Here is a 15,031-nt window from a genome sequence, read left to right on the forward strand (position 1 = left end):
TAATCACCTACCCCAATCGAATGACCCCTCAGGAAATCCCGGTCCTGTCGGCATGCGATTTGCGCGTCGTGACGTCGGCGTCAGAGATGAAGACGCGCTCGTTGCCCAGCGCACGGCCGAGCCCCTCGAATACCCGTTGCGGTATGAATCACTGAGACTGCAGCACAAATCTCATCGAACGCCGAACCGCTGCGCCACCCCGCCGGTACATCCGCGAAACCCCTCCGCATGCTGCCCTTCCTATCGTTAACCAAAGTAAGGAAGCTGCCGCCTGTCATCATCGCACGGATCGGAACACGGACGATGGATCAATCGTGCGTAATGTTACGACGACTGATGGCGTCGTTCGGGCAATCAAGTTAAATCGCAGCGGGATCTTTCCTGCGTGCAACGACACGCTTGTTACAAATGCTGAAATTGTGATAGGCGAGTTTCTTGAGGCAGAAGATAAATGATTGTCGGTTTTGCGGAGGAGCCCTGCGGGGGAAGCCTGCGAGTGTGCGGTTCCATCCGCCTCAGCCGCGTGTCGCGTATGAAAGCGCACAATCGGCGCAGACATCCGGAGCTTCTTGGCAGTTCAGGGTGTGTTTCGGCTAGCCGAAAACTAGAGTGCCGGGTATCCTGAACTCATGACCACCTCCCAGCACGTCGACGCGCTAACCGGGCCCAAGCCGGCCGGGATGCTGGTCGCCGGTGTGCCGTGGCCAGCCCACAAGCTGGTCGCGCTGCTCGCGGGGCTGGCCACGTTGCTGATCGTCGGAGTGCTCACCGCCAGCGCGGCGCCCTCTGTCCTGGCCGCCGCAGCCGTGGCCGTCACGGCCGGACTGGTGTCCAAGTTGGTATTGCGCGCCTAAACCTCACGCCGGTTGCGTCGCGGACGAGGCTTTGGGTTCGTGCACGTCCGGTCCCGGTTCGCCGGCGTACAACTCCTCGATTTCGGCGGCGTACTTGGCGGCGATCGGCCGTCGTTTGAGTTTCATCGTCAGGGTGATTTCCTCACCGCCGGGCTCCCACAGTGTCGGCAGCACTCGAAAGCGCTTGATCTGCTCGACGCGCGAGAGCTTGGCGTTGCCCTCGGCGATCCCGGCCGCGATCCCCGCGATCACCTCCGGGTCGGCCGCGAGAGCTGCCGGCGAGGCATCGGCGAGTCCGTGTTGGGCCGCGTACGGGCCGACCGAGTCGGCATCGAACACCATCAACGCGGTGTTGTACGGTCGCCCATCCCCGACGGTGACCATCGCGCCGACCATAGGGCACGCGGCCAGGATCGCGTTCTCGATATTGGCCGGCGACATGTTCTTGCCGGCCGCATTGATGATCAACTCCTTTTTCCGGTCGACCACCCGCAGATATCCCTCGGAGTCCACGTCGAGAATGTCACCGGTGTGCAGCCAGCCGTCGGCGTCGATCGCATCGGCGGTCTTCGCCGGCTCTTTGCGATAGCCCTTCATCACCAGCGGACCGCGCACCAGGTATTCGCCGTCTTCGGCGATCTTGGATTCCAGCCCGGGAAGCAGCTTGCCGACGGTTCCCAGCCGCCCTTCGCGCGGATGAAAAACGCTGGCAACACAACTCAGCTCCGACATGCCCCAGACCTCGGCAATCGGGATGCCGATTCCGGCAAAGAAGCCGAGGGTCTCCTTCGGGATCGGCGCCGCCCCCGACACCGCCCACCGCAGCTGGTCCAATCCGAGCTTGGCGCGCAGCTTGGACAGCACCAACTCGTCGGCGGTGGTCCACTCCGCCGCCACGTCATCGGGCACCGGGTCTCCGGCGATCAATGCCGCAGCGCGCTTCCCGCTCACCGCCAGTGCCCATTGCAACGCCTGCCGCCGCTCCTCGTCGGGTTCATTCGCGACGGCGAATTGAATTGCGGCCTTGAGCTTTTCCCATACTCGGGGCACGGCTCCCCAAATGGTCGGCCGAACATCGGGCAACGCGGCCGCGATGGCACGCGCGTCGGAAACCACGGTGATCTGCGTGCCGAACACCTCTTGGTTGTAGAGCGCCATCATCCGGTCGGCGATATGCGCGGAGGGCAGGAACGACGTGATTCGGTCGCCGAATTCGACACCGAGAACGGCGTCGAGCGCCTGTCCTTCAAACAGCAGGTTGGCGTGCGTCATCTCCACGCCCTTGGGGTTTCCGGTCGTGCCGGAGGTGTAGATGAGCGTGACGATGTCGTCGGGTTGCACTGCACGCCAAGTCGATTCGAAGTCGAAATCGTCGGCGCCGGCGGCGTACAGATCCTCCAGAGACAGCGTTCCCTCCGGTGACCCGTCGATACACACAATGTGCTCGATGGGCGCACCGCTGGCTTGGATCCGCTCGACGTACTGCGCCTCGCACATCACCACTTTGGTTCCGGCGTTGCCGAACAAGTAGGTCAGCTGTTCGGCGGGCAGGGTGTTGTAGACCGAGAACGACGTGGCGCCGACGTGCTGTGCGCCCACCTCCAGGGGGTAGAACTCCACCCGGTTGGCCATCATCAGCGACACCGTGTCGCCGCGGCGCACCCCCAGCCCGGCCAGCCCGGCAGCGACCCGGCGTACCTGCGCCGCGTACTCGCGCCACGTCATGGTCTGGGTGTCGCCCGGGGTGCGAAGCGCGACGGCGTCGGGGTCGATCGCCGCCGTGCGCTGGAATGCGTCTGGCAGGGTGGTCGGACGCTCGGCCGTGGTCATATCGGTTCTCCTCCTTGGATGCTCAGCGGCGGCGTACCCGGTCCAGGTAGGCCTCGGCGGCTTTCCGCGACTCGGAATCGTGCAATGCAGTGACCAGAACGTCTGCGTCACTCCAGCTTCGCGCGGTGGCCACCATCCCGTCGGCCACGGCGTTGGTGTGGCGCTTCGTCGCGGCGAGCGTCAGCGCCGACTTGGTGAGTAGTTGTTGCACCAGTTGTTCGACCTCCTCGTCGAGATCGGTCTCCGGCACCACGCGGTTGAGGAATCCGGCTGCCTTGGCTTCATCGGCTCCGAATGGTCGACACGTCATCACCAGTTCCTTGGTAAGTGCGGGGCCGATCTCGCGCACCAGCCGCGGGATGCCGCCCCAGGCCAGCGGGATGCCGAGATCGACCTCGGGTATGGAAAACCGAGCCGAGTCGGCCGCGACCCGCAGGTCGCATGCGGCCGCGAGCACCAGTCCGCCGCCGACACAATGACCATGCAGCCGCGCGACGGTCACCGCACGCATGGCTTCGACGGCGTCGGCCATCCGCCGCCCGGCGTCGGCGGCTTCCCGCGCTGCGCCGGCCCCGTCGGCGGGATTGGTGAACACCGCCAAGTCCGCCCCGGCCGAGAACGCGCGACCATTGCCGCTGACGACGACGACTTTGACCTCAGGCCGGGCGTCGAACCAACGGGCGGCGGCCACCAGTTCGTTCAAGGTCTGCGTGCTGAGCGGGTTGAGCTTCGCCGGCCGGTTCAACGTGATCGAACCGCGTTGGCCATCAGCCACCACCTCGACAGTCGTCGGGTCGTGGGCTTCCATGTCTCCGACCGTAGGTCGCCGGGCAGGGCGCGGTGCCCAGAATCGACGTATGTTCTAGAGACTATGGCCATGGCAGCAACCTTGATCACCGGTGCGAACGTGTGGGACGGGGTGTCGGACGCCGCAGCGCCGCGGCACGTGCTGGTCGCCGACGGCCGCATCCAACGAGTCGAGGAGACGATCGACGCTCCTGCGGACGCGGAAGTGCTCGACCTGTCCGGGCACACCCTGACCCCGGGCTTCATGGACTGCCATACCCACGTGACATTGACACCGCCGCTTGGCCCGGCCACGGCCGCCGACTCCAGCACCGCAAAGACGTTGAAGTCGCTGCCGGTGCTACGGGCGCTGCTGCACAACGGCTTCACCACGGTGCGCGACCTCGGGTGTGGCGATCTCGACTATCCGACGGTCGACCTGCGCAACGCGGTAGCGGCTGGCATCATCGAGGGACCGCGCATGCTGGTGGCGCCACATATGATTTCGGCGCGCGGCGGCCACGGCGACTTCAGTGGATTCCTCGCCGACGAGTATCAAGGCTGTTCGCGACCACTGGAACTGGCGGCCGCCGATGGCGCCGACGAGATCCGCACCCGCGTCAGACAAGAGATTCGCGCCGGCGCGGACTGGATCAAATTCGGTGCGACCGGTGGCTTCGCCTCGCCGTCCGACGACCCCGGGCACGCCACCTACAGCCAGGAAGAGATGGACATCTTGGTCGCCACCGCGGCCGACCTCGAAATCCCGGCTACCCCGCACAGCTACGGCGACGACGGCATTCAACGAGCCGTCCGGGCCGGGGTGCGCAGCATCGAACACGGCAACCTCGCCTCGGCCGACACGCTGCGGATGATGGAGGACGCCGGGGTTTTTATGGTGCCGACTCAGTACGCGATCGTCTCCGGTGCCCGGCGCGACGAAAACGACCCGCTGTTGGCCGCCCTTCCGGAGTACGCGCTACGCAAGTTCCGCAAATACCGCGGCCCGCTGCTGGATGCTGCCGATCGGCTGGCCGGCAGCAACGTGCGGATTGCGTTCGGCACCGACGCCGGCATGTTTCCGCATCACGAGAACTGGCGGGAGTTCCCGATGATGGTGTCGACCGGCATCTCGCCGTTGCGTGCCCTGCGAGCAGCCACCAGCGTTGCGGCCGAACTGCTGCAACTCGACGACCTCGGTGTGATCGCCGAGGGCAAGATCGCCGATCTGATCGCCATGCCCGGCGACCCGTTCGCCGACATCGAGGTCACCGGTCAGGTCGACTTTGTCATGAAAAATGGTGTGATTCACAAACATCCGGCCGGAACACCGCCGAGCTAATGGGTCAAAAAAGGGTGCCGCAATAAGGTGCCCGGTCGGTACTGAAGGCGGCGTCCAGGTTTCGTACCGCACCGCTACGCAACTCGATGATGCGGTTGGCCCGGTGAAGTTCCGACGCCGGATGCGCACCCATGTAGATCGTTCCCAGTTCACCCAGACCGATTTCGACGTCGGCGGGACCGTCATGTGGCGTGCACTTTCCGGCACCGTCACGAGTCTGCAGCAGGAATCGTCCACCGGCGACGTCAAACGGATCTGTGACGTCCAGTACGACGTCAGCGTCGGCCGAGTACACCCGCGCTCCGAGCGCTTCGGGCACGTTCATGATTCGTATCCAGAGGAAATCACCCACCCCGGTCGTTTGAGCGGCACGCAGATCCTTGAGTTTGAGCGGAAGCGGATCGTCGGGCGGGACCTCGATTTCTATGTGCTCGAACACGTCCAAAGCCAACAACGCCTCGAGCAATTCGGTATGTGCTTCGTCCGTGATGGGGCAGAAGTCTTGGACAACCACGGTGCCGAACGGCGGCCGGAACGCGTGTGCCGCCGCTCCGACCACCCGGTATGTCAGGAAGCCGTCGGGATGGACGATGAAATTGAGCGCCGATCCGTCATCGCGCTGCGTCACTCTGTCTTCCAGAAAGTCGGACCACCAGGCGCTGTCCCGGGTCAGTGCGCCATGAGTCGCGGCACGCCATCGCTCGTAAATCCGGGGTAGTTGGTCTCTTGCCGCCGAAGCGCTGACTTCCCGTGCCCGCCTTACGCTTGGCGCGACTCGCAGCTTGGCAAAACGTGGCTCGATACGGAAAGCCCGCGCATAGCTCGCCACGCCGGCGCCCAAGGTCTCGTAAGCGGTTGGCCGGGTAGGGACACCACAAATGAACGAATAACCGCGGTCCAACAGGATTCCGGCGCCCTGGACGCTGATCTTCTGCCAAATTCCCCTTCCCTGATGTGATGCCGCCACGGTTGCCATGGTCAGCCACGCAGCACTGAGACTGCCGCCACCGGGCACGGTGACCTCCAGGCTGTAGCACAGCGAGGTTCCGACCACCAAAGGGTGCTGCGGATCGGACATATCCTCGGCAACCACAATGTCGTCGAGTTTGACCCGGCGCTTCCAGGCTTCGAAGTCCCCCGGCTCCGCGGAAAGTCCGAATGCGCGCGCCTGGTTCTCATAGACCGCCTGCAAGTCGCCATCGGATGGATGCCTGATTTTGATGGCGTCGTCCGTTGCGTTCATCGGTCATCCTTGCGGTTCAGTGCGGGTTCCGCCTGCGTACAGGTACCCACCGAATGAGCCGGCCAACCAGGAGCTCGCAACCCGATGTCCCCATCCAAGTGGTCAGGCGGCCCGAACCGGGTATGCGGTAGCGGCGGGCGAGCGACAGCGGAGGGACGCCGAGATGCTGCAAGCAACCACTCGACTTGCCATTAGCGCACCGCGACGCATCATCGCGGTCGCAGTCCTGGTTGCCTTGGCGGCCGCGGTGTTCGGCATCCCGGTGGTCGGCAGCTTGTCGGGCGGCGGCTTTCAAGACCCGAACTCGGAATCTGCCCGCGCGACGAAGTTGCTCAGGGACAAGTTCGGCCAAACCGATCAGAAGATGCTGATCGCGGTGACAGCACCTGCAGGCGCCCGCAGTGATCAGGCCCGCCGGGTGGCCACCGGCATCGTCGACCACCTGAAACGATCCCCGTGGGTGTTGGACGTGTCCTCGGCGTGGACATCGCCGCAGACCGCCGACCGGCTCATCAGCAAGGACGGCAAGTCCGGGTTGATTGTCGCCGGGCTGAAAGGCGGGGAGAAGACCGCGCAGAAATACGCCAGCACCCTCACCCGCGAACTGGTGCATGACCGCGACGGCGTCACCGTGCGCGCCGGTGGCATGGCGGTGGCCTATGCCCAGATAAACCACCTGAACAAGCGCGACCTGCTGCTGATGGAGTCCATCGCGATTCCACTCAGCTTCGTGGTACTGGTCTGGGTGTTCGGCGGTGTGGTGGCGGCGGCGCTGCCGATTGTGTTGGGGGCCTTGGCCATTCTCGGCACCATGTCAATGTTGCGGCTGATCAGCTTCGTTACCGACGTGTCGTCGTACGCACTGGACCTGTCCATCGCGATGGGTCTCGCCTTGGCAATCGACTACAACCTGTTGATCATCAGCCGCTACCGCGAGGAGTTGGCCCAGATGGGTGATCGGGAGCAAGCGCTGTTGCGGACCATGGCCACGGCCGGGCGCACCGTGCTGTTCTCTGCCACCACTGTCGGCTTGTCGATGGCCGTGATGATGGTGTTTCCGATGGATTTCTTGAAATCGTCGGCCTACACCGTGGTTGCCACCGCAGCGGTTGTTGTGGCGGCAACTGTCGTGGTGACACCGGCGGCGATCGTGCTGCTGGGGCCGAGACTGGACGCGCTGGACGCCCGCCCCCTGGTCTGCCGGATGCTGCCGCGTGCGAAGTGGTGCCGCGACCACGCGCACAAGACACCCGACTCGCTGTTCTGGTACCGATCGACCAAGTTCGTCCTGCGCCATGCCGTGCCGGTTGGTCTGAGCGTGGTCGCACTGCTCCTGCTGTTGGGCGTCCCGTTCCTCGGCGTGAAGTGGGGCTTTCCCGATGAACGCGTGCTGCCCCGATCGGCTTCGGCGCGCCAAGTCGCCGACATGTTGGACAACGACTTCCCCGACGGGATAGGGACGGCGGTGTCCGTCGTCGTCCCCGACGCACGTGGCGTGACCCGCGTCGACTTAGAGCGTTACGCCGCCGAGCTGTCACGCGTACCTGACGTGTCGGCGGTCACCGCACCGACTGGAACGTTCGTGGCCGGGCGCCTGATTGGACCGCCCGACGCGCCCACCGGTATCGCGCACGGCAGTCCATTCCTCACTGTCGCCAGCACCGCGCCGCTGTATTCGGAAGCCTCGGCCAGGCAGCTCGACCGGTTGCATGAAGTCGCCGGACCGGCCGGGCGGTCAGTGGAGATGACCGGGCTGGCGCAGATCAACCGCGACAGCGTCGACGCGATCACCAAGCGGCTTCCGCTCGTGCTGGGACTGATCGCCGTCATCACGTTCACGCTGCTGTTCTTGCTTACCGGCAGCGTGGTGATACCGGTGCAGGCGCTCGTGTGCAACGTGTTATCGCTGACGGCGGCATTCGGCGCAATGGTGTGGATCTTCCAAGACGGACACCTCGGCGCACTGGGGACGACCCCGAATGGGACGTTGAATGCCAACATCCCGGTGTTGTTGTTCTGCATCGCTTTCGGGCTGGCCATGGATTACGAGGTCTTCCTGGTCTCGCGGATGCGTGAGTTTTGGCTGACGTCCGGAGCCGCGGACAAGGTGCGACCGAGCGCGGCCGACGCCCACGCGGCCAGCGACGAGAGCACGGCCCTGGGCATAGCGGGCATCGGCCGGGTGGTCACCGCGGCTGCGGTGGTGATGTCGATTACGTTTGCCGCATTGATTCCGGCGCAGGTGTCGTTCATCCGAATGCTCGGTCTCGGCCTGACACTTGCGGTACTGGTCGACGCCACCCTGGTGCGAATGGTCCTGGTTCCGGCTTTCATGCACCTGGTTGGTCCGCGGAGCTGGTGGGCGCCCAAACCGTTGGCGTGGCTGCATCGACGGTTCACACCCCGGGGAACCGATGACCCGTCACAGCGCACGGCCGACGTGGAGCTGGAGCGGGCTTCGTCCGTGAGCGACCGAAGTTAGCGTCGCTGCGCAGCGAGCGCACCGACTGGCCGGCGGCGCCGTGAAGCCTCTCCTCGAATCCGCGCGAGCGCGAAGATTGCCGCCGTCATCACCAAAGCGGCTGCCGCCAGCGCAATCATCCTGGCACGACCGGTGTCCAGCGTCTCGCCGAGGACGGCGATACCCAGCGCTGCCGCCACTACCGGCTGCGACACCTGCAGCGTCGGCATCGACGCGGTCAGGGGCCCGGCCCGGAACGCTGATTGGCTCCACACGAGACCTCCCAGTGCGACCAGTAGCCAGGCATACAGCTCGGGTGTCCGGACCACCGCCCACCCGCCATCGCCCAGCCGGTGGACGACTTCCTTGGTGAGTACGGAGAAGACACCCCAGAGCGAACCCGATACGAAGGCGAACAGCACTGCAGCCAAAGCACCATCCCAAATCCGGCCGGCCACGATGCATCCGATTAGCGGCGGTCCCAGTACCGCCACCGCACCGGCCCACGTCTGAAGCGATGCGCTCGAACGACCGGCCTGCGGATGTCCCACGGTGACGATCACCGCAACGGCCACAGTCAACGACGCGGCCCAAATCCACTCTCGGCCGGTCACCGTGCGATGTGACAACGCTGCGCTGATCGGCAGGGCAAACAGTATCGACAACATGAGCAATGCCTGCACCAGCAACACCGACCCCTGAACCAGCGCGGCCGCCTGCAGCCCGATACTTGCCAGCAGGATCAATGTGCCGCACAGCCAGCGCTGATCGCGCAGGAGCTTCACGATTAGTTTGACGTGGCCGGTCCCTGCGTCAGTGATCCGTTGCGTTGCGCGTTGCTGCAGAACGTCGCCGATCGCGATGCACAGCGCAGAGCTCAGCGCGAGCAGAGCGGCAATGTGCACTGTGGCCATGTACCCGTTTTCGCGGCCGCGCCGTCGGGGTCGGGCTCAGGCCGGTATTGCCGGGTGAATCCCGCAGGTACAGGCGTCGATCGACGGGCAAGTGCAGCGCATGCCCCACTCGATCACCGCCCGCGCTCGCGCGAGCGAGGCCAGCTGGGCGTCGATCTCGGCGAGTTTGGCCTCGGCGAGAGCCCGGCTGACCGGACGTCCCGGCGCGTCGTCGGCGAATAGCAGCTGTATCTCGTCGAGCGCGAATCCGGCGGACTTGCACAGCCGGATCACCTCGAGTCGGGCCAGCACCGCGTCGTCGTAGCGACGCTGACCGCCCACCCGGTCCGGCGCCGGGACCAGACCAATCTGCTCGTAGTAGCGCAAGGTGGTCGCCGCGACACCGGCTTCGCGCGCCACTTCTCCGATCGTCAATGCCGCGGCCATCGGACCCTCCTGATATTCGAGCTTGACTTAGAGTCAACTCTAAGCTGTTGACTCGGTGGCATGCATACCCAATGCCTCGATGAGTTGCGCACCACCCGTTATGCGATGCTCCGGTCGTTTCGCCGCGACGGCACGCCCGTCGACACCCCGATCTGGTTCGGGTTCGATGGACCGACCGTGGTGTTTCGCACCAAAATCGGTCCCAAGACCCGACGGCTGGCGGCCCACCCGGAGGTCGAACTCACCGCCTGCGACCACCGGGGCCGAGTGCGCCCGGGGGCGTCGAAGCTCACCGGCCACGCCACGATCCTGTCGGACGCCGACGCCGATGCCGGCAATCGCATGTTGCACGAGCGGTACGGCTGGCAATGGAACATCGTGCCGCTGATCAAGGTGCCGGGTGTCACCAACGTGAACCGAGACCTGAGCCTGCGCGAGAAGCTGCGGCGCGCCCGTTATCGTGGCGTCTGGCCCGGCTTTGTGATTGTCGGGATCGCGCCCCATGCCTGATCCCGTCCGCTCCCCCGGTGTCATCGAATGCTGCACCGCCGCAGCCGGACTCGTTTGGGGCATGATTCGACCCCGGCAACCGGATCAGCGGTTCATCCGTAGTGTCGTCGACGTGGGGCTGCCAAATCCTGGTGCCACCGTGACCGTGACCGCACTACCGCAAATGCCGCGCTCGGTGCCGACCGCGATGATCGTGGAGGGTACGTTTGCGCCCCGACGGGTGCAGAACTCGTTGACGTCGTTTCTCGTCAGGCATCCAACGGCGACGTTCATCGTCGACCCTGCCGTGTGCGTCGACGTCGAACACCGGGCCATCGCCCAGCTTTCCGCGGCATTGCGTCCTGCGGTGCGTCCGCCCGCGAACACCATCCCCACGATCACCGCGCTGGAACAGCTGGCCACCACCCCCGAGTTGGATTTCGCGCTCCCGACCCACTCGCACTGGGACCACGTTTCGGGCCTGCTGGACATGCCCGGACTGCCAGTCCGGCTGCACCGCACCGAATATGACTGGGTCAACACCGGGCCGGTGGCCCCGGCGGGCGGGGTTCGCGATTCGCTGCGCGACCGGCCCGTCGTCGAATACGAACTCGACGGACCGCCGGTCCTGACCTTCACCAGAAGCCACGATGTGTTCGGCGACCGCTCCGTCATTCTGGTCGACCTCGCCGGACACACCCCCGGCAGCGTCGGCGTTCTTACCCACACCGCCGAGGGCTGGATACTGATCGCGGGTGACGCGGCGTGGCACGAGCTGCAGATCGAAAAAATCCGGCAAAAGGCAAGCTATCCAGGCGTTTTGGCCGACGAGAACCGCGGCGAAACATTCCGGACACTGCAGCGGCTGCACCTGGCGCGCCATGCGGTGACGATCATCCCGACCCACGACCACCAGGCGGTCCTGCAGTTACCCGCCTCCTCGACCCGCGAGCGTGAAACCCTTGCGAAAAACTCGCGAAAAACTCGCAACAGTTTCACGCTCGGCGCAAAAGATTTCAGCCCAGGCAGCCGGGACCCAGCAGCGCCTTGAGGTCGCCCATCAGCGCGGGCGATGGCGTCACCCGCAGCGAGGCGTCCAACTCCAGCGTGGTGATCCGATCCCCGCTGATCAGCCGCAAGCGCACCTGCGACGTGCCCGGATGGCGGGCCAGCACCTGTTTGAGCGCGCTGACCTTGTCGATGGTGCACTGGCGGGTGGGCAGGCTGACCGCCAGCGGCCGATCGACCTGTGCGCTGGAAAAATCTGGCACCACAAGCTCGTTGGCGATCAGGCAGACCCGGTCGTCGGAGATCTTCACCCGCCCGCCGACGAGGACCACGGCGTCGTCGACGATGTCGGCGCCGTAAGCGGTGTAGGTGTGCGGGAAGAACATCACCTCGATACCACCGGTCAAGTCTTCCAATTGTGCTGATGCCCAGGGCATCCCGTTCTTGTTGACCCGTCGGTTGACTGACGCCAGAATGCCGCCCACCCGTACCGAAGTGTCGTTGGGCACGTCGCCGTCGAGTATCGCCGGAATGGGCGTATCCACCTGGGTGGCCAGCAGATGTGCGATCCCGTTGAGCGGATGACCGGACACGTACAAGCCGAGCATTTCGCGCTCCAGCGCCAACTTGTGCTTGTCCTCCCACTCCTCGGTGGGCACTTTGATCGCGAACACCGACTCTGCAGCGGTATCGCTGCCGCCGAACAAATCGAACTGTCCCATCGCCTCGGCCTTTTTGGTGCCCAGCACCGAGTCCACCGCGTCGGTGTGCACGAGGAACAAACCCTTACGCGGATGACCCAACGAGTCGAACGCGCCGGCTTTGATCAGCGACTCGGTGACCCTCCTGTTGCAGGCGGCGATGTCGATCTTGTTCAGATAGTCGGAGAAGTCGGTGAACTTACCCTTATCGGTACGCGTATTCAGCAGTGAGGCAACGACATTGGCGCCGACGTTGCGCACCGCGCCCAGTCCGTATCGGATGTCGGTGCCGACCGAGGCGAAGTTCAGCCCGGACTCGTTGACGTCGGGGGGCAGCACGGTGATGCCGAGCTTGCGGCAATCGGCCAGGTAGACCGCCGCCTTGTCCTTATCGTCGCCGACCGAGGTGAGCAGCCCAGCCATGTATTCGGCGGGATAGTTGGCTTTGAGGTAGGCCGTCCAGTAGGACACCATGCCGTACCCGGCGGCGTGCGATTTGTTGAACGCGTAGTCGGCGAACGGCAGGATGGTGTCCCACAGCGCTTTGATCGCGCCACCCGAGAAACCGTTGGCCTTCATACCTTCGGAGAAGCCCTCGAACTCCTTTTCCAGCACTTCGCGTTTCTTCTTGCCCATCGCTTTACGCAGAATGTCGGCTCGGGCCAGCGAGTAGCCGGCCACCTTCTGCGCGATGCGCATGATCTGCTCTTGGTAGACGATCAGGCCGTAGGTCTCGGCGAGAATTTCGCGCAGCGGTTCCTCGAGTTCGGGGTGGATGGGTTTGATGGCCTGCCGGTTGTTTTTGCGGTCGGCGTAGTCGTTGTGGGCGTTCATGCCCATCGGGCCGGGGCGGTACAACGCCAGTACTGCGACAATGTCTTCGAACCCGGTGGGCTGCATGCGGCGCAGCAGGTCGCGCATCGGCCCACCGTCGAGCTGGAACACGCCCAGCGTGTCGCCGCGGCCCAGCAGCTCGTAGGTGGCCGGGTCGTCGAGCGGCAGTGACTCGAGGTCGAGGTCAATTCCCCGGTTGGCCTTGATGTTGTGGATCGCGTCGCCGATGATCGTCAGGTTGCGCAGCCCGAGGAAATCCATCTTCAGCAGGCCGATCGCCTCACACGACGGGTAGTCCCATCCGGTGATGATCGCGCCGTCCTGCGGCCGCTTCCACAGCGGAATCGCCTCGGTGAGCGGTTCGCTGCTCATGATGACCGCGCAGGCGTGCACGCCGGCGTTGCGGATCAGCCCTTCCAGGCCGCGCGCGGTCTGGTAGATGGTCCGCACATCGGGGTCGGTGTCGATCAGGCCGCGGACCTCGGCGGCCTCCTTGTAGCGCTCGTGGTTCGGGTCGGTGATGCCGGACAGCGGAATGTCTTTGGCCATAATCGCCGGCGGCAGGGCCTTGGTGATCCGGTCGGCGATCGCGAAGCCGGGCTGGCCGTAGTGGATGCGCGCCGAATCCTTGAGCGCGGCTTTAGTTTTGATGGTGCCGAAAGTGATGACCTGCGCGACCCGGTCCTGGCCCCACTTGTCGGCGGCGTAGCGCACCATTTCACCGCGGCGGCGGTCGTCGAAGTCGATGTCGATGTCGGGCATCGAAGTACGTTCCGGGTTGAGGAACCGCTCGAAGAGCAGACCGTGCGGGATCGGGTCGATGTCGGTGATGCCCAGCGCATAAGAGACCAGCGAGCCGGCCGCCGAGCCGCGGCCGGGACCGACCCGGATGTCGACCGAGCGCGCATAGTTGATCAGGTCTGCCACGATCAGGAAGTACGACGGAAATCCCTTGCCGCAGATGACTTCGATCTCGTAGGCGGCGCGCTCGGAGTAGCCGTCCGGGATACCGCCGGGAAACCGTCGTCGCAAGCCGCCGTCCACCTCGTGCCGTAACCAGGACGCCTGGTCGTGGCCCTCGGGCACCGGGAACACCGGCATCCGGTCGCGGGGAGCCCACACGTCGGCATAGGAGCTGACCCGCTCGGCGATCAGCAGCGTGGCATCGCACGCGCCGGGAAGCTCGTGATCCCAGATCCCCCGCATCTCGGCGGCCGACTTGAGGTAGTAGCCGTCGCCGTCGAACTTGAACCGATTGGGATCCGACAGCGTCTTGCCGGTCTGCACACACAGCAGCGCCTCGTGGTTGTGCGCGGCGTCGCGGGTGACGTAATGGCAGTCGTTGGTGGCCAGCGCGGGGATGTTCAGCGTCCGGCCGATCTCCAGCAGCCCCTCTCGCACCCGGCGCTCGATGTCCAGGCCGTGGTCCATCACTTCAAGGAAGTAGTTGTCGGCGCCGAAGATCTCCCGCCACTTGGCCGCCGACTCCAGCGCTTCGCGGCGCTGCCCGAGCCGCAGCCGTGTCTGGACCTCGCCGGACGGGCAGCCGGTGGTGCCGATGATGCCGGCGGCGTGCTCGGCGACCAGCTCGGCATCCATCCGCGACCACTTGCCGAGCTGCCCTTCGAAGGAGGCCAACGAGGACAGCTTGAACAGGTTGCGCAGGCCGGTGGCGTTCTCGGCGACCATGGTCAGGTGGGTGTAGGACCCGGATCCGGACACGTCGTCGCTCTTCTGGCCCGGGTCACCCCACAAAACCCGGCGGGTATCGAACCGCGACGCGGGCGCGACGTAGGCCTCCACCCCGATAATCGGCTTGATACCGGCTTCCGTGGCGGCGTTGTAGAACTCGCTGGCGCCGAACATGTTTCCGTGGTCGGTCATCCCGATCGCCGACATCTCCAGCCGCTGCGCCTCGGCCAGCATCGGCGCGATCTTCGCGGCACCGTCCAACATCGAGTACTCGGTGTGGTTATGCAGGTGCACGAAGGATTGGTTCATAGGGACGCCAGTCTATGACCGGGTGCCGACATGTGATCGGCGTGTCGCGAGGCGTGTCTGCGCGGTCTGGGTGCGCGCCGAGCGTGAACTGGTTGCGACCATCTGGCCGGATCGTGGCAACGACTTCACGCTCGGCGGCGTA

General features: G+C 65.1%; 11 protein-coding genes. 5 read left to right on the forward strand and 6 right to left on the reverse strand.

All coding sequences use genetic code 11. The features are described from left to right. The first annotated feature begins 629 nt into the window (after positions 1-629). Positions 630-854 (forward strand): hypothetical protein, encoded by a 225-nt coding sequence (locus AC5Y49_RS18395; RefSeq protein WP_499889569.1) that lies wholly within the window; start codon positions 630-632, stop codon positions 852-854. A 3-nt stretch (positions 855-857) separates the two neighbouring features. Here AC5Y49_RS18395 and fadD11 read toward each other — a convergent pair whose 3' ends face one another. Further along, entirely contained in the window at positions 858-2,684 is a 1,827-nt protein-coding gene (gene fadD11 / locus AC5Y49_RS18400; RefSeq protein WP_499889572.1) for a fatty acid--CoA ligase FadD11, read from the reverse strand. 22 nt (positions 2,685-2,706) lie between these two features. After that, a complete protein-coding gene (locus AC5Y49_RS18405; RefSeq protein ID WP_499889576.1) occupies positions 2,707-3,492 on the reverse strand; it encodes an enoyl-CoA hydratase/isomerase family protein in 786 nt (261 codons plus the stop codon). 69 nt (positions 3,493-3,561) lie between these two features. Here AC5Y49_RS18405 and AC5Y49_RS18410 point away from each other — a divergent pair, with 69 nt between their 5' ends. Next, a complete protein-coding gene (locus tag AC5Y49_RS18410) occupies positions 3,562-4,812 on the forward strand; it encodes a metal-dependent hydrolase family protein (RefSeq protein WP_499889578.1) in 1,251 nt (416 codons plus the stop codon). Between the two features lie 4 nt (positions 4,813-4,816). On the opposite strand, the gene AC5Y49_RS18415 is transcribed toward AC5Y49_RS18410, so the two are convergent. After that, positions 4,817-6,055 carry a GNAT family N-acetyltransferase gene (locus AC5Y49_RS18415; RefSeq protein ID WP_499889579.1) on the reverse strand — a complete coding sequence of 413 codons (1,239 nt, stop codon included), beginning with the start codon at positions 6,053-6,055 and terminating at the stop codon, positions 4,817-4,819. 163 nt (positions 6,056-6,218) lie between these two features. Here AC5Y49_RS18415 and AC5Y49_RS18420 point away from each other — a divergent pair, with 163 nt between their 5' ends. Further along, entirely contained in the window at positions 6,219-8,537 is a 2,319-nt protein-coding gene (locus tag AC5Y49_RS18420) for an MMPL family transporter (RefSeq protein WP_499889581.1), read from the forward strand. Here AC5Y49_RS18420 and AC5Y49_RS18425 read toward each other — a convergent pair. Next, on the reverse strand, positions 8,534-9,430 hold the full coding sequence (locus tag AC5Y49_RS18425) for a DMT family transporter (protein ID WP_499889585.1): 897 nt from the start codon (positions 9,428-9,430) through the stop codon (positions 8,534-8,536). The two genes, AC5Y49_RS18420 and AC5Y49_RS18425, sit on opposite strands and share 4 nt — an antisense overlap. Before the next feature lie 36 nt (positions 9,431-9,466). Further along, entirely contained in the window at positions 9,467-9,856 is a 390-nt protein-coding gene (locus tag AC5Y49_RS18430) for a MerR family transcriptional regulator (RefSeq protein ID WP_499889588.1), read from the reverse strand. Positions 9,857-9,916: 60 nt separating this feature from the next. Between AC5Y49_RS18430 and AC5Y49_RS18435 the strand changes: the two genes are divergently transcribed. Further along, positions 9,917-10,366, forward strand: a complete 450-nt coding sequence (locus tag AC5Y49_RS18435; RefSeq protein ID WP_499889589.1) for a PPOX class F420-dependent oxidoreductase — start codon at positions 9,917-9,919, stop codon at positions 10,364-10,366. Then, entirely contained in the window at positions 10,359-11,396 is a 1,038-nt protein-coding gene (locus AC5Y49_RS18440; RefSeq protein ID WP_499889590.1) for an MBL fold metallo-hydrolase, read from the forward strand. The genes AC5Y49_RS18435 and AC5Y49_RS18440 overlap by 8 nt, the downstream gene beginning before the upstream one ends. Here the strand turns inward: AC5Y49_RS18440 and dnaE are convergent. Continuing rightward, positions 11,362-14,889, reverse strand: coding sequence for a DNA polymerase III subunit alpha (gene dnaE / locus AC5Y49_RS18445; protein ID WP_499889591.1), 3,528 nt, complete (start codon positions 14,887-14,889; stop codon positions 11,362-11,364). The genes AC5Y49_RS18440 and dnaE overlap by 35 nt on opposite strands. Positions 14,890-15,031: the final 142 nt, after the last annotated feature.

It is taken from the genome of Mycobacterium sp. NGS62 (assembly GCF_059812285.1).

Excerpts from the sequence above, each read along its gene's own strand:
- AC5Y49_RS18415 (WP_499889579.1), bottom strand. The coding sequence starts at position 6,055 with ATGAACGCAACGGACGACGCCATCAAAATCAGGCATCCATCCGATGGC.
- AC5Y49_RS18395 (WP_499889569.1), top strand. The coding sequence starts at position 630 with ATGACCACCTCCCAGCACGTCGACGCGCTAACCGGGCCCAAGCCGGCC.
- dnaE (WP_499889591.1), bottom strand. The coding sequence starts at position 14,889 with ATGAACCAATCCTTCGTGCACCTGCATAACCACACCGAGTACTCGATG.
- fadD11 (WP_499889572.1), bottom strand. The coding sequence starts at position 2,684 with ATGACCACGGCCGAGCGTCCGACCACCCTGCCAGACGCATTCCAGCGC.
- AC5Y49_RS18425 (WP_499889585.1), bottom strand. The coding sequence starts at position 9,430 with ATGGCCACAGTGCACATTGCCGCTCTGCTCGCGCTGAGCTCTGCGCTG.
- AC5Y49_RS18405 (WP_499889576.1), bottom strand. The coding sequence starts at position 3,492 with ATGGAAGCCCACGACCCGACGACTGTCGAGGTGGTGGCTGATGGCCAA.
- AC5Y49_RS18435 (WP_499889589.1), top strand. The coding sequence starts at position 9,917 with ATGCATACCCAATGCCTCGATGAGTTGCGCACCACCCGTTATGCGATG.
- AC5Y49_RS18430 (WP_499889588.1), bottom strand. The coding sequence starts at position 9,856 with ATGGCCGCGGCATTGACGATCGGAGAAGTGGCGCGCGAAGCCGGTGTC.
- AC5Y49_RS18410 (WP_499889578.1), top strand. The coding sequence starts at position 3,562 with ATGGCAGCAACCTTGATCACCGGTGCGAACGTGTGGGACGGGGTGTCG.
- AC5Y49_RS18440 (WP_499889590.1), top strand. The coding sequence starts at position 10,359 with ATGCCTGATCCCGTCCGCTCCCCCGGTGTCATCGAATGCTGCACCGCC.
- AC5Y49_RS18420 (WP_499889581.1), top strand. The coding sequence starts at position 6,219 with ATGCTGCAAGCAACCACTCGACTTGCCATTAGCGCACCGCGACGCATC.